Source organism: Dactylosporangium roseum (genome assembly GCF_025264685.1).
In the GTDB taxonomy this organism is placed as follows: Bacteria; Actinomycetota; Actinomycetes; order Mycobacteriales; family Micromonosporaceae; genus Dactylosporangium; species Dactylosporangium roseum.
The window spans coordinates 4,360,001-4,374,339 of sequence record NZ_CP073721.1; the positions used below are offsets into that span (position 1 = coordinate 4,360,001).

The following is a 14,339-nucleotide window of genomic DNA, read 5'->3' on the forward strand; positions in this document are numbered from 1 at the left end:
CCCCACCCCCGGAGGCACACCCATGGCCTACACGGCCGAGCAGGCGGATGTGCGGTCGCACCGCCGAAGCCGAGCCCAGCGCCGGTTCCGGCGCATGTCGTGGATCGTCGGCGGTCTCGTCGCCGTGCTCGTCGGCGCCGGCGGATTCGTCGTGTGGAACCGGTTCGTCGAGCACCGGTGCACCGGTTCGGTCACCGCGACGATCGTCGCGTCGCCGAGCACCGCCGCCCTCATCGAGGGCCTGGCGGCCAAGTGGGCCGACACCGGACCGGCCGTCGCCGGGCGGTGCGCCCGCGTCGCGGTCTCCGCCCGGGACGCCGCGACGATGGCGCAGGCGCTGGGCACCGAATGGGACGCCAAGACCGGCCTCCCGCCGGACGTGTGGGTGCCCGACTCCACCGCCTGGGTGCGCCGGGCCTCCACGGCGGCGATCGCCGAGCGGATGATGCCCGACCTGCAGCCCAGCCTGGCCCGCAGCCCGTCGGTGCTCGCCATGCCGAAGCCGATGGCGGAGGCGCTCGGCTGGCCCGGCGGCGAGCTGTCCTGGCAGGACGTCATCAACAACGTCGCCGCGGACCCGCAGGGCTGGGCGAAGCACAACAAACCGGAGTGGGGCGCCTTCAAGTTCGGCATGAGCGACCCGCTGCAGTCCACCGGCGGGCTCCTCGCCCTCATGGCGATCCTCGACGGCAACGACGACGGTGAGGTCACCCCCGACGAGCAGGCCACCCTGGCGAAGCTCAAGCAGGAACGGGCCGTCTACACCAGCACCACGTCGCAGCTCCTCGACGGGCTCGGCCAGGCCGACCGGCAGAGCGCCGACGCGGCCATGCGGTACGTCTCCGCGTTCCCCGCCCTCGAGCGGGACGTCCTGACGTACAACCGGGCCGACCCGAAGGTGCCGCTCGTGGCGGTCTACCCGTCCAACGGCAGCGCCGACGCCGACAACCCGTACCTGATCCTCGACGCGCCGTGGGCGCAGAAGGACCGGCAGGACGCCGCGAAGTCGTTCCTGGCGTTCGCTCGCGGCCCGCAGGGGCGCAAGGTGTTCCTCGACGCCGGGTTCCGCGACCCGAACCGGGTCGGCGGCGAGCCGCTGTCGGGCGACGCCGCGTTCAGCACGAAGCTCAAGACCGTTCCCCGGGCGGTCCTGCTGCCCGATTCGGTCAAGCAGTCGATGGACTCGTGGACGGCGCTGACCCGCCCCACCAACGTGCTGCTCGTGCTCGACGTGTCCGGGTCGATGGCCGAGCAGGTCCCCGGCACCGGCAAGACCCGCATGCAACTGGCCAAGGAGGCCGCCCGCAGCGCGGTGCAACTGTTCGACGGTGAGGTGGCCGCCGGCCTGTGGGTGTTCTCCACCAGGCAGAACGGTGTGCAGGACTACCGGCAGCTCATCCCGATCGGCCGCGTCGCCGACCAGGTCGCCGGCAAGCCCCGCCGCGAGCAGATGACCGCCGCGATCGACAAGCTGACCCCGGTCGGCGACACCGGTCTGTACGACACGGCCGCCGCGGCCCAGCAGGCGGTCGTCGAGGCGTACAAGCCCGGCGCCACGAACCTCGTCGTGCTGATGACCGACGGCAAGAACGACGACACCACCGGCGGCCTGTCCCTCGACGCCCTGCGGACCAAGCTGGAGGCCAACGCCAGCAGCGGCAAGAAGGTCCCGATCGTGACCGTCGGCTACGGCAACGACGCCGACTTCTCCGCCTTGCAGGAGATCTCGCGGGTCAGCGGCGGCGCCCTGTACACCTCGAAGGCCGCGTTCGACATCAACGAGGTCCTGATGACCGCCATCTTCGGCAAGATCTGACGGCTCCCACATCAGTCGACCTTGGCCTTTTCGCGGCCCCTGACCACGGAAAACGGCCAAGGTCGACTGATGTGGCGGCGGGCCGGGTCGACCGCGGGCACACGGCGCGGGGCGGGGCGCGGGCGCCTACGGTGGGGCCATGGCTGAACAGTTCATCCAGGCCGACGGGGTCACGCTGTGCGCCGAGGCCTTCGGCGAGCGCACGGCGCCCGCGACCCTGCTCATCAGCGGCGCCTCGGCGAGCATGGACTGGTGGGACGCAGGCTTCTGCCTGCGGCTCGCCGCCCAGGGCCGGCGCGTCATCCGCTACGACCACCGCGACACCGGCCGCTCGACCGCCTACCCGCCCGGCGCACCCGGCTACCAGGGTGCCGACCTGTGCGCGGACGCCCTCACGGTCGCCGCCGCGCTCACCGGGGCGAGCCGGGCGCCCGTGCAGCTCGTCGGCGTCTCCATGGGCGGCGGCATCGCCCAGCGCATCGCGGCCGAACACCCCGACCGGGTCGCGTCGCTGGCGCTGATCGCCACCAGCCCGATCGTCACCGGCCCGGACGTCGCGCCGCTGCCGCCGCCGGCCCCACGGATCCAGGTCCAGTCCGCCGACCCCGGCCCGACGCCGGACTGGACCGACCGGGCGGCGTTCGTCGAACGGATCGTCGCCGGCGAGGCCCTGTTCGCCGGCTCCCTGCCGTCCGACGTCGCCGCGCTGCGCACCCTCGCCGGGGCCGTGTTCGACCGCACCACCGACGTCGCGGCAGGCCAGACGAACCACTGGATCCTCGGCGACGACCACCCGTTCACCGGCTCCTTGTCGGCGATCACCGCGCCGACCGTCGTGCTGCACGGCACCGAGGACCCGCTGTTCCCGCTCCCCCACGGCGAGGCCCTGGCCGCCGCCATCCCCGGCGCCAGGCTCGTGCCGCTGCGGGGCATGGGCCACCAGGTCCCACCGCCCCCGCTGTGGGACACGGTGATCGCCGAACTGGCGGCGCTGCCGGCCTGACGCCACCGCGCGGGTAGGGCGGGTAGGGTCTGAGCGGTGATCGTCGTGCACGGGCTGGTGAGCCGCGACGGGAGGCTCGCCTGCTGGGCGGAGACCACCGCCGCGTCCCCGGCCCGGTCCGCGCGGCGCGGCGCGAGGGCGGTCCCGCACCCGTTCGCGGTCGTCCCGCCGGTCCCCGGCGAGCTCGGCACCGCCGACCTGTCGCTGCCGACGGCCGGTGCCCGCCCGGCCGCGTCCCCGGAACTCACCGCCCTGACCGGGCTGCCTGGGCTGACCGGGCTGACCGTCGCGGGCCGCGGACGCCCGGGCGTGCGGCGCATCCTGCCGTGGACGGTGCCGGTCGTGCTCCTGCCCCCGGGCAGCGACCCGGAAGCGCTCGTGGAGCGCCCGCCACCGCGGATCGACGCCCGGGCCGGCACCTCCGTGGGTCACCTCACGGACCTCGTCCGGTTCGCCGGGGACCTCGTCGACCGCGGCCGGGTCGTCCCGGTCGTGGCGCCCGGACCGCGGGCCCGCTGGCGGCCCGTGCTGTGGCGGGCCGACGCGGCCACGTTCGAGTCGCTGTGGCGGGCCATGCCCGGTGTCGCCCACGCCGGCGCGGCCTGGTCCGCCGAGGAGGCGACCCGCACGGCGCTGGAGGCCGAGGTCGACGCCCTCGTCCGGGCCAGGCTCGGCGGCCACCCGCTGCTCGCCGGCGGCGCGGTCCGCCGGGACGGCGTGGTCCGGTCGTGGCTCGCCGCCCTGACCGCCCCGGACGCCGCCGACGCCCGCCTGCGGACGGCCGGACCCGCGGGACCCGCGGCATCCCTGGACCCGGCGGGCCTGGACGGGGCGCCGCTCGGGGAGACCGGCGACGTCGCGCGGGTGCGCGAGGCCGTCGACCGGTGGGTCGGCAGCGGGCGGCCGGCGCCGCTGCGGACCTGCTTCCGGCTCTCCTACGTGGACGAGTTTCCCGACGACGAGACGTCCGGGTGGAGCCTGGAGTTCCTGCTGCAGCCGGCCGAGGAGCCGAGCCTGCTCGTGCCGGCCGAGGCGGTCTGGCGCGACGGCGCCTCGCCGCTGTTCCGCTGGGCCGACTACCCGCAGGACGTGCTGCTCGCCGACCTCGGGCGGGCCGGGCGGCTGTGGCCGGACCTCGACGAGGCGCTGCACACCCCGCGGCCGACCGGGATGCGGCTCGATGTCGTCGGCGCGCACCGGTTCCTGACCCACGCGACGGTGCTGGAGGAGGCGGGCTTCGGGGTGCTGCTGCCGGCCCAGTGGCAGCGCCGCCAGGACCTGGGCCTGACCCTCACCGTCCGGCAGGCCCAGCCGGCCAGTCCCGTGCTGCGGGACACGACCGCGAACCGCGCGGCCGTCGTGCGCTTCCAGTGGGGGCTCGCGATCGGCGACGACTTCCTCAGCGAGACCGACCTCGCCGAGCTCGCCCGCGCGAAGGTCCCGCTGGTGCGGCTGCGCGGGCGCTGGGTGCACCTCGACCGGGACCGGCTGCGGGCCGGGCTCGCGTTCCTCTCCCGCGGCGGCCGGGGCGAGATGACCGCCGGCGAGGCGATGCGCCTGACCCGGCTCGTCCCCGACGGGGACCTGCCGCTGCCGGTCACCGGCGTGGACGGCAGCGGCTGGCTCGCCGACCTGCTGACCGGGCGGGCCGTCGAACGGCTCGAGCTGCTCGAACCGCCCCCGTCGCTCAAGGGCGACCTCAGGCCCTACCAGCGCAGGGGCTTCTCGTGGCTGGCCTTCCTCGACGGCCTCGGGGTCGGTGCGCTGCTCGCCGACGACATGGGCCTGGGCAAGACGATCCAGGTCCTGGCGCTGGAGGCGCACCTGCGCGAGCGGGGACCGCGGCCGCCGACGCTCGTCGTGTGCCCGCTGTCGGTGCTCGGCAACTGGCGGCGCGAGATCGAGCGGTTCACGCCGCACCTCACGACCGCCGTCCACCACGGCAGCGACCGGGTCCTCGGCACCGGCGCCGACCTGGTCCTCACCACCTATCAGGTGGCCACCCGGGACGCCGACCGGCTCGCCGCCGTGAGCTGGGACCGGGTCGTGCTCGACGAGGCGCAGCACGTCAAGAACAGCACCAGCGCGACCGCTCGGGCGGTGCGGCGGTTCCCGGCGCGGCACCGGATCGCGCTGACCGGCACCCCCGTCGAGAACCGGCTCACCGAGCTGTGGTCGATCGCCGACTTTCTCAACCCGGGCATCCTCGGCCCGGCGAGCATCTTCCGGGCCCGCTACTCGGTGCCGGTCGAGCGCTACGCCGACCCGGACGCGGCGGGCCGGCTGCGGCGGGCCACCCGGCCGTTTCTGCTGCGGCGGGTCAAGACCGACCGGGCCGTGATCGCGGACCTGCCGGAGAAGCTCGAACGCAAGCAGTGGTGCAACCTCACCCTGGAGCAGGCCAGCCTCTACCGGGCCGTCGTCGACGAGCTGTTTGTGAAGCTGCGCGAGGGGCGGGCCGGCGCGCAGCGCAAAGGGCTCGTGCTGTCGGCGATGACGAAGCTCAAGCAGGTGTGCAACCACCCGGCGCACCTGATGGGCGACGGCACGCCCCTCGCCGGCCGGTCGGGGAAGCTGGCCCGCCTGGAGGAGATCCTCACCGCCGCGCTCGACGCCGGGGACCGGGCGCTGGTCTTCACACAGTTCGCCAGGTTCGGCCACCTGCTGGCGCCGTATCTCACCGAGCGGCTCGGCGCCGAGGTCGCCTTCCTGCACGGGGGCACGCCCAAGGGCGCCCGCGACGCGATGGTCGAGCGGTTTCAGGGCGGGGCCGGGCCGGGGGTGCTGCTGCTGTCGCTGAAGGCCGGCGGGACCGGGCTCAACCTGACCGCGGCCAACCACGTCGTGCACGTCGACCGGTGGTGGAACCCGGCCGCCGAGCAGCAGGCCACCGACCGCGCCTTCCGCATCGGGCAGCGCCGCGACGTGCAGGTGCACACGTTCGTCTGCATCGGCACCGTCGAGGAGCGGGTCGACCACGTCATGGCCGAGAAGCGGACCCTCGCCGGGGTCGCCGTCGGCAGCGGCGAGGGCTGGCTCACCGGCCTGTCGACCGACGACCTGCTCGACCTCATGACGCTCGCGCCGGAGGCCACGGATGCCTGAGAACCATCGCACCCGCTGGTCCCACCAGTTCATCAGCATGCTCGAATCCTTGCGGATGGGTACGACATTTCAGCAGGGCCGCCGCTACGCCCGCGCCGGGCACGTACGCTCCGTCACCATCTCGACGAGCCTGGTGACCGCGCTCGTGGTCGACGAGGACGGCGAGACGTACCGGTGCCGCGTCGCCGTCCGTGCGTTCCGCGCCGCCGACTGGAGCCGGATCGAGCGGGCCCTCGCCGGAGAGGCCATCCACGCCGCCCGGCTCCTCGCCGGGCACCTGCCCGACGACCTCGACACGATCCTCGCCGGGTTCGGGCTGTCGCTGTTCCCGGAGAGCCTCGCCGACGTCGTTCTGGACTGCTCGTGCCCGAGCTGGCAGAAGCCGTGCCGGCACCTCGCCGCCGCGTGTTACGTGCTCGCCGAGTCGTTCGACGCCGACCCGTTCGGCATCCTCGCCTGGCGGGGCCGCGGCCGGGACGAGCTGCTGGAGGCGCTGCGCGGCCACCGCGTGTCGGCCCAGCGGCACAGCGCCGCCGAAGGGCCCGCCGCGGACCGGGCCGCGGACCCGGCCGCGGACGTCGCCGGCACCGCCACCTTCTGGACCGCCGGACCGCGCCTGAACCCGCCGCGGCCGCCGGTGCCCGGCACCGTCCGCTACCCGGACGCGCTGCTCGACCAGCTCGATCCGCTGCCCCTGACCGTCGGCCGGTTCGAGGTCACCGACGTGTTACGGGACGCCTACCGTCGGTTCGCGACGGGGTTGCCGGACCCCTGACCCAGCCGGTACCGTCGAATCTCGGCGGCGGACGTCCGCTGCCGGTCACGGCCGAGAGGCGCTGCGACGGCCCGGTAGGGTCGCCACGCTCGGCCGGAAGACCTCACCCTTGACCCAAGGGCGCCTCCCGTCACCGGGAGGTGACTTCAGGCATGGTCCATGACGGACACCCGTTCCCGCAGACCCGCAACGGCGTCGAGTTCGCCGTCGCCGATCTCTCCCTCGCCGCCGCCGGCCGCACCCAGATCCGCCTCGCCGAGCACGAGATGCCGGGCCTGATGGCGACCCGCGCCGAATACGCGGCCAGCCAGCCGCTGCGCGGCGCCCGGATCGCCGGTTCCCTGCACATGACGGTGCAGACGGCGGTGCTCATCGAGACCCTCGTCGCGCTCGGCGCCGAGGTCCGCTGGGTCTCCTGCAACATCTTCTCCACCCAGGACGAGGCGGCCGCCGCGGTCGTCGTCGGCCCGCACGGCACCGCCGACGCCCCGTCCGGCACGCCGGTCTTCGCCTGGAAGGGCGAGACCCTGGAGGAGTACTGGTGGTGCACCGACCAGGTGTTCCAGTTCCCCGGCGGGCTCGGCCCCAACATGATCGTCGACGACGGCGGCGACGCCACCCTGCTGGTGCACAAGGGCGTGGAGTTCGAGACCGCCGGCCGGGTGCCGGAGGCCACGGCGGCGGACGGCGAGGAGTTCGCCCTCGTCCTCGGCACGCTGCGTGCCAGTCTCGCCCGCGACCCGCAGCGGTTCACCCGCATCGCGGCCGGCATCCGCGGCGTCACCGAGGAGACCACCACCGGCGTGAACCGGCTCTACCAGCTCGCCGAGGCCGGTGAGCTGCTCTTCCCGGCGATCAACGTCAACGACTCGGTGACCAAGTCGAAGTTCGACAACACCTACGGCATCCGGCACTCGCTGCTCGACGGCCTGAACCGGGCCACCGACGTGCTGCTGGCCGGCAAGCTCGCCGTCGTCTGCGGCTACGGCGACGTCGGCAAGGGCTCCGCCGAGGCGCTGCGCGGCATGGGCGCCCGGGTCGTCGTCACCGAGATCGACCCGATCTGCGCGTTGCAGGCCTCGATGCACGGGCTGCCGGTCGTCCGCCTCGACGACGTCGTCGAGCAGGCCGACGTGGTGATCACCGCGACCGGCAACCTGGGCGTCGTCAGCGCCGCCCAGCTCGCCCGGCTCAAGCACAACGCGATCGTCGGCAACGTCGGGCACTTCGACAACGAGATCGACATGGCCGGGCTGGCGAGGATCCCCGGCATCACCAAGACGGAGATCAAGCCGCAGGTCCACGAGTGGACGTTCCCGGACGGCCACTCGATCATCGTGCTGTCCGAGGGCCGGCTGCTCAACCTCGGCAACGCGACCGGCCACCCGAGCTTCGTGATGTCGAACTCGTTCACCAACCAGACGATCGCGCAGATCGAGCTGTTCACCAGGCCCGACACATACCAGCGGCAGGTCTACCGCCTGCCGAAGCACCTCGACGAGAAGGTCGCCGCGCTGCACCTCGACGCTCTCGGCGTCCGGCTCACCGAGCTGACAAAGGAGCAGGCGGAGTACATCGGCGTCGACGTCGCCGGCCCGTACAAGCCGGAACACTACCGCTACTGACCGTAAGGTCCGGCGGGAGCATCTCCGGTGCACAGCATTCCGCTGGGGAACAGAGCTTCCTCAGCGGAATACTGTGTGCGGTCACCGGCGTTGCCACACCTCCGCGTCCCGTGTCCACCGCAGCGTCGTCACCGCCTGCAGGACCAGGCCGCCGGTGAGCGCCGGCGTCAGGTAGAGCTCGTCGGCGAGGGCACGGATGATGTACAGGCCCCGGCCGTGCTCGTCGAGCAGGCCCAGATCGAGGGAGGCGAGCTCGCCGTCGCTCATCCGCGTCGCGAGGACCAGCCGGGCCGGGTCGATCACCGAACCGGCGTTGATCACGTGGATGACGCACCGCAGCTCGGTGACCTCGATGGTGATGTCGTAGTCGTCCGTGTCGCGGGCGTGCTCGATGACGTTGGCGCACGCCTCGGTGAGGATCAGCCCGACGTCGTCACAGCAGGCGGGATCCACGCCCAGGGTGCGCAGCGCCTGGTCGAGCATGCGCCGCGCCATCGGCACCGTCGCGGCGTCCCGGGGGAGGTTGAGGGCGAGCCGCAGCGCTATCGACACAGTGCGACGGTACCCGCACGGCCCGCCGCGTGCCCCTCGGGCCGGTGTCGCCTGTCCCACGTCGCCGCTCATCCGCAACGAGCGAGGGTGGGCGCCGCCGCACGGGGAAGGCGGGTGGTCGTGCGCCGAACAGTGTGGATGCTCTCCCTCGCGGCCGGCTACGTCGATGGTATCGGCCTGCTGTACCTCGGCGGCGTGTTCTGCGGCGTGGTCACCGGCAACCTGGTCGTCCTCGGCGTGTCCGCCGTCCAGCACGTCACCGACACCGCCGAGCGGGCCGCGCTCGCCGTTGCCGTGTACGCCGTGACGGTCGTCGTCGCGCGGAAGCTCCCGCCGAACCGGTGCCTGCTCGCCGAACTGCTGGCGCTGTGCGCCCTGTGCGGCGGGTGGGTGATCGCCCACCACGACCCGCGCGGCCTCACCCAGCTACCGCTGCTGGCCATGGCGGCGATCGCGATGGGGCTGCAGAGCGCGGCCATGCGCGACTCGGAGGTGCCGACCACGTACCTGACCGGGTCGTTGACCCGCCTGGCGACGGGCAGGTTCGACCCGCTCCCGCTGGTGCCGCTCGTCGCGATCCCGGCCGGCGCGATCGGCGCCGCGCTGCTGCTCGGCCGGGTGCCGTGGCTCGGCCCGCTGCCGGCCGTGGTGCTCGTCGCCGCCGCCTGCGTCGCCCGGGCGGTACCGCCACACTCCCCCGCCCCGGCCCCGCAGCCCGCGCACCGGGCGCCCGTGCACTCCTCCCGGTGACCGGCATGCCTCGTGTCACCACGCCGTTCGGCCTCGTCCACCTCGCCTCCGTCCGGGCGTTCGCCGCCGCGCGGCTGTGGACCCCGTCGGCCACGTAGAGTTGCTCCGGTGGGGATGGTGCACACGGTCGGACTGGTCCTGCATCCACGCCGCGACTCGAAGGCGGCGATCGAGGCCATCATCGACTGGGCCAAGGCCCGCGAGGTTACGGTCCTCGGCCTGCCCGACGAGGTCGACCGCATCGACTGCAGCGCGGTCGCCGTCAGCGCCGACGATCTCGTCGGCCGCGCCTCGCTGGTCGTCAGCCTCGGCGGCGACGGCACGATGCTGCGCAGCATGCGGCTGCTGTCCGGCAAACCGACCCCGGTCCTCGGGGTCAACCTCGGCCGGCTCGGATTCCTCGCCGAGATCAGCGTCGAGGAACTGCCCGACGCGCTGTCCGCGATCGACGCGCACCGGTTCACCGTCGAGCCCCGCATGGCCGTGCGCACCCGACTGCCCGACGGCACGCCGGTGACCGCGTTCAACGACATCGCGCTGGTCCGCACCCCCGGGCACGGCCTCGCCGCGATCGCCATCTCCATGCAGGGCTACCCGTTCGTGCGGTACGCCGCCGACGCCCTCATCGTCGCCACGTCGACCGGGTCGACGGCCTACAGCTTCTCCGCCGGCGGACCGATCGTCTCCCCCACCGTCGAGGGCATTCTCGTCGTGCCCGCCGCCGCGCACTCCGCGTTCAACCGCGCCCTGGTGCTGTCCCCCAACGAGGATCTCGACCTCGAACTGCTGCCGACCAGCGGCCAGCTCGTCGTCGAGGTCGACGGCCAGGTCCTCGGCGAGCTCAACGCCGGCGACACCCTCACCGTCTCGGCCACACCCGCCGCGGCCAAGGTCGTCCGCCTCGGCTACACCACGTTCTACGAACGGGCACGCCGCAAGCTCCAGGTCAACGGCAGCCTCGAGGTCGAGATCCCGTTCAGCTAGCGCGACGAGCACCAGCGGGCTGCCGGCCACTCCACCGCCGGCGCGGTCGCACCACGGCCTCGCGGCCCCGCCCGGGCCGTGAACGGCGTCAGCCGTGCGCCCGCGCCGGCAGGCCTGGCACGCGCAGCAGCGCCTCGTCGGCATAACACCACACCCAGTCCTCACCCGGCTCGAACGACTGCACGAGCGGGTGGCCGTCGGCGTGGAAGTGGGCCGTGGCGTGCCTGGCCGGCGACGAGTCGCAGCAGCCGACATGACCACAGGTCAGGCACAGCCGCAGGTGGACCCACCGGCCACCGGCCGCGAGGCAGTCCTCGCACCCGTCGGCGCCGGGCCGGACGTCGTTGATCTGGTCGAGGTGCTCACAGGGGTCGCTCACGATCACACCGTATCCCGTTCCGGCCGCCTCGCTCCGGGTGAGATACGCGCGGTTCGTTGCCGGTTCGATGCCGGGTCGTTCGCGTGGTGCGACGCCGAGGACCGGGCCGGCGACCGGCTCGACGAGCACGACGTCGCCGGCGGCCCTGGCCGCACGTGCGGCTCCGCCGCACGGAATTGTCGCTGTGGCTCTGCCACAGCCGCTAAGGCATCCTAGGATGCTAGGATGAGGACTGGCGAAGGGTGAGCTGGGCGGGATGTTCGAGCGGGGAAAGCCCGCCAGCGGGCCGCCAGGGCCCGCTGGCGGTGCGGGCCCTGGGTCCACGCCTCAGGGACGCTCAGTCCGGCAGCAGCGGCACCGTCGGGCCCTGCCGGCGGCCCAGCAGCGACGCCCGCGTCAGGGCCGCCGAGCCGAACCGGTCGCGGACCGCGTCGAGCGCCGTGTCGAGGGAGTCGCCCGCCGCGACCTCGAACGGCAGCTCCAGTTGCACCCCGCCGCCGGCGTCGAGATTGCCGACCGCGACGCCGACGAGGGTCAGGCCGCGCCGCGCGATCGCCGGGGCCGCCGCGGTGTGCAGGCGCCGGACCGCGTCGAGGATCGTCTGAGTGTGCCAGGTCGGGCGGCTCAGCGTGTGTGAGCGGGTGACCCGGGTGAAGTCCGCGAACCGCAGCCGCAGCGTCACCGTGCGGCCGGGTCGGCCGCCGGCGCGCATCCGGCGGCCGACCCGGTCGACGAGCTCGGCGAGGACCGCCTCGACGAACGGCGGCGGGTGCGGGCCGCGGCCCAGGGCCCGTTGCGCGCCGACCGAGCGGCGGCGCCGCCCGGTGACGACCGGGCGCGGATCGCGGTTGTGGGCCAGGGCGTGCAGGTGCCGGCCCGCCCACTCGCCCAGCATGGTCACGAGGGTGGCCTCGCCGAGCCGGGCGACCTGCCCGACGGTGGTGATACGTCGTTCACGCAGCTTCGCCGAGGTGACGGCGCCGACGCCCCACAGTCGCTCGACCGGCAGGGCGTGCAGGAACTCGAGCTCCCGGTCGGGCTCGACGAGCAGCAGGCCGTCGGGCTTGGCGACGCCGCTGGCGACCTTGGCGAGAAACTTGGTCCGGGCGACGCCGACGGTGATCGGCAGACCGACCTCGCGCAGGACGTCGGCCCGCAGCCGGGTCGCGATCTCCAGCGGGGTGCCGGCGATGCGGAGCAGGCCGCCGACGTCGAGGAACGCCTCGTCGATGGAGATGCCCTCGATGACCGGGGTGGTGCTGCGGAAGACCTCGAAGACCGCCTTGGACGCGGTCGAATACGCCTTCATGCGCGGCGGGACGACCAGCGCCTCCGGGCACAGGGCCCGGGCCTGCCGGCCGCCCATCGCCGTGCGCACGCCCCGCCGCTTGGCCTCGTAGCTGCAGGCCAGGACCACGCCACCGCCCACGATGACCGGGCGGCCACGCAGGCGGGGGTCGTCACGCTGCTCGACGGAGGCGTAGAATGCGTCCAGGTCCGCGTGCAGGATCGAGGCCGACACGAACACATGTTCGCATGAATCTCGAAAAGTCGCGGGCGTCGGCGATGGTCGACGTCGCGGAACCCTCCGGGGAATCAGCGCAGCCGGATGGTCTTGCCGCCGCTGAGCGGATGCTCCTTGACCCGCAGCTCCGCGAGCGTGACCCCGGCCGGCACGTCGAAGACGAGCGTGCCGGTGATCGAGTTGCCCGGATTGATGTCGCTGAGCAGCGGCCGGGTCTTCTCGTAGTAGATCCAGGAGAGCTCGTCGGGCGAGTACTCCCGCGCGTCCGCGTCACGCAGGTGCTGGCTGCCCAGCCAGACCCGCGCGTTGCCGTCGCCGATGTTCTCGACCTTCAGCTCGACCAGGCAGAACTGGCCCTGCGCCTGCTTGGTGACCGGCCATGGGCCGAGTTCGGTGGTACCGCACGAGAGCCCCGCGACGGTGAACCGCAGTTTCCCGTCCGCGGCGACCGGGCTCGGCTTCGGCGGCTTGGCGGTCGTACGGGCCGCGTCGGGCACGGCCCCCGGGCCGCCCTTGCCGCCGTTGTCGTCGCCGGCCGACTCGGCGAGTTTCAGCACCCCGAACAGGCAGGCCAGGACCGTGGCGAGGGCGACACCGGTGAAGACCGCGCGGCCCACCCGGCGCGGCCTGGGCCGCGGCGGCGGCGGGACCGGCGGCAGGGGCCGCGAGCGCAACCGCGCGCCGGCCGGTGCGGCGGGCCCGCTCCAGGTGCCGTCCGGCTCCCCTGCGCCACGTGCCGGACGGCCGCCGTGACCCACACCCGGACCGGCCACGATCGGTCCCGCCATCAGCGCGTCGGCCACGGTCGAATCCACCGCCGTCGGGGCGACCGGGCGCGGGCTCACCGGGGCGGCGCCGGGCGCGAACCGCGCGCCGTGCCGCCCGGAGCCGGCCGGATGCCGGGCGGTGGCCCCGGCCGTCGCGTCTCCCGAGCCCGCGGCCGGATGCGCCGCACGGGCGGTGGCCGCCGTGCCGGCCGCGGGCGGGACCCGCACCTCGGCCGGGTCGCGCTGGCCGACCAGCGCGAGCAGGACCTGCTCCGCGCGCGGGCGGGCCGCCGGGTCCGCGCGCAGCGCCCGGCCCACCACCTCCGCCAGGGCGGGGTCCAGGCCGTCGAGGTCGGCAAGGTCGGCAAGGTCGGCCCGGCCGGACTCCCCCGCCGGACCGGCGAACGGCAGCCGTCCGGTGCCGGCCCACGCCACCAGCAGGCCCCACGCGTACACGTCGCTGGCGTGGCTCGGCGGGCCGCCCCGCCGCTGCTCCGGTGCGAGCCAGCCCGGCGTGCCGAACTGCTGCCGGTCGGCCGGGCCGGTGTGGCCCAGCAGGCGCGCCACGCCGAAGTCGATGACCTTCGGGCCGAACGGCGACAGCAGCACGTTGCGCGGGCTGAGGTCGGCGTGGACCAGGCCGACGGCGTGGATCGCGGTCAGGGCCGCCGCCACGCCGACGGCCACCGCCGTCACGTGGCCCTCGAGCGGGCCGTGTGCGGTCGCGTAGTCGTGCAGGGACGGCCCGGGCACGTATTCCGTCACGAGGTACGGCACGGGGCCGTCGAGAGCCACGTCGAGCACCCGGGCGGTGCAGAACCCGGCGACCCGCGACGCGGCGGCGGCCTCGGCGGCGAAGCGGTGCCGGAACAGCGGGTCGCCGTGCAGCGCCGGATTGATCACCTTCAGCGCGACGTCGCGGCCGCCGGGTGCGGCGGCGAGGTAGACGATGCCCATCCCGCCGACGCCGAGCACGCCCCGCAGCCGGTACTGCCCGACGGTCGCCGGGTCGGTGTCGCGCAGCGGTGCGGGCGGGTCCCCCATGCCTGCCATCGTGC

At 74.2% G+C, this 14,339-nt stretch carries 11 protein-coding genes and 1 riboswitch; of the genes, 7 read left to right on the forward strand and 4 right to left on the reverse strand.

What is annotated here, in order from left to right; translation table 11 throughout:
* Positions 1–22: 22 nt before the first annotated feature.
* The 5 genes from Drose_RS20425 (at position 23) to ahcY (ending at position 8,324) form a co-directional block, all read left to right on the forward strand.
* A complete protein-coding gene (locus tag Drose_RS20425) occupies positions 23–1,816 on the forward strand; it encodes a substrate-binding and VWA domain-containing protein (protein ID WP_260722891.1) in 1,794 nt (597 codons plus the stop codon).
* Between the two features lie 139 nt (positions 1,817–1,955).
* Positions 1,956–2,819, forward strand: a complete 864-nt coding sequence (locus Drose_RS20430; protein WP_260722892.1) for an alpha/beta fold hydrolase — start codon at positions 1,956–1,958, stop codon at positions 2,817–2,819.
* Between the two features lie 36 nt (positions 2,820–2,855).
* Positions 2,856–5,924 (forward strand): DEAD/DEAH box helicase, encoded by a 3,069-nt coding sequence (locus Drose_RS20435; RefSeq protein ID WP_260722893.1) that lies wholly within the window; start codon positions 2,856–2,858, stop codon positions 5,922–5,924.
* Entirely contained in the window at positions 5,917–6,699 is a 783-nt protein-coding gene (locus Drose_RS20440) for an SWIM zinc finger family protein (RefSeq protein WP_260722894.1), read from the forward strand. The genes Drose_RS20435 and Drose_RS20440 overlap by 8 nt, the downstream gene beginning before the upstream one ends.
* 47 nt (positions 6,700–6,746) lie before the next feature.
* Positions 6,747–6,832, forward strand: a riboswitch (S-adenosyl-L-homocysteine riboswitch).
* A 19-nt stretch (positions 6,833–6,851) separates the two neighbouring features.
* Positions 6,852–8,324, forward strand: coding sequence for an adenosylhomocysteinase (gene ahcY, locus Drose_RS20445; RefSeq protein WP_260722895.1), 1,473 nt, complete (start codon positions 6,852–6,854; stop codon positions 8,322–8,324).
* A gap of 81 nt (positions 8,325–8,405) precedes the next feature.
* Here the strand turns inward: ahcY and Drose_RS20450 are convergent, their stop codons facing one another.
* Positions 8,406–8,876 carry an ATP-binding protein gene (locus Drose_RS20450; protein ID WP_260722896.1) on the reverse strand — a complete coding sequence of 157 codons (471 nt, stop codon included), beginning with the start codon at positions 8,874–8,876 and terminating at the stop codon, positions 8,406–8,408.
* Between the two features lie 120 nt (positions 8,877–8,996).
* Between Drose_RS20450 and Drose_RS20455 the strand changes: the two genes are divergently transcribed.
* Both Drose_RS20455 and Drose_RS20460 read left to right on the forward strand, forming a co-directional pair.
* Entirely contained in the window at positions 8,997–9,626 is a 630-nt protein-coding gene (locus tag Drose_RS20455; RefSeq protein ID WP_260722897.1) for a YoaK family protein, read from the forward strand.
* Between the two features lie 114 nt (positions 9,627–9,740).
* A complete protein-coding gene (locus tag Drose_RS20460) occupies positions 9,741–10,610 on the forward strand; it encodes an NAD(+)/NADH kinase (protein ID WP_260729765.1) in 870 nt (289 codons plus the stop codon).
* An 88-nt stretch (positions 10,611–10,698) separates the two neighbouring features.
* Here Drose_RS20460 and Drose_RS20465 read toward each other — a convergent pair whose 3' ends face one another.
* From Drose_RS20465 to Drose_RS20475, 3 genes are all read right to left on the reverse strand, one after another.
* Positions 10,699–10,989 (reverse strand): ubiquitin carboxyl-terminal hydrolase 14, encoded by a 291-nt coding sequence (locus Drose_RS20465; protein WP_260722898.1) that lies wholly within the window; start codon positions 10,987–10,989, stop codon positions 10,699–10,701.
* A 337-nt stretch (positions 10,990–11,326) separates the two neighbouring features.
* Entirely contained in the window at positions 11,327–12,517 is a 1,191-nt protein-coding gene (gene dinB / locus Drose_RS20470) for a DNA polymerase IV (RefSeq protein WP_260722899.1), read from the reverse strand.
* A gap of 68 nt (positions 12,518–12,585) precedes the next feature.
* Complete coding sequence (locus Drose_RS20475) at positions 12,586–14,325, reverse strand: serine/threonine-protein kinase (RefSeq protein WP_260722900.1); 1,740 nt, start codon at positions 14,323–14,325, stop codon at positions 12,586–12,588.
* Positions 14,326–14,339 lie beyond the last annotated feature (14 nt).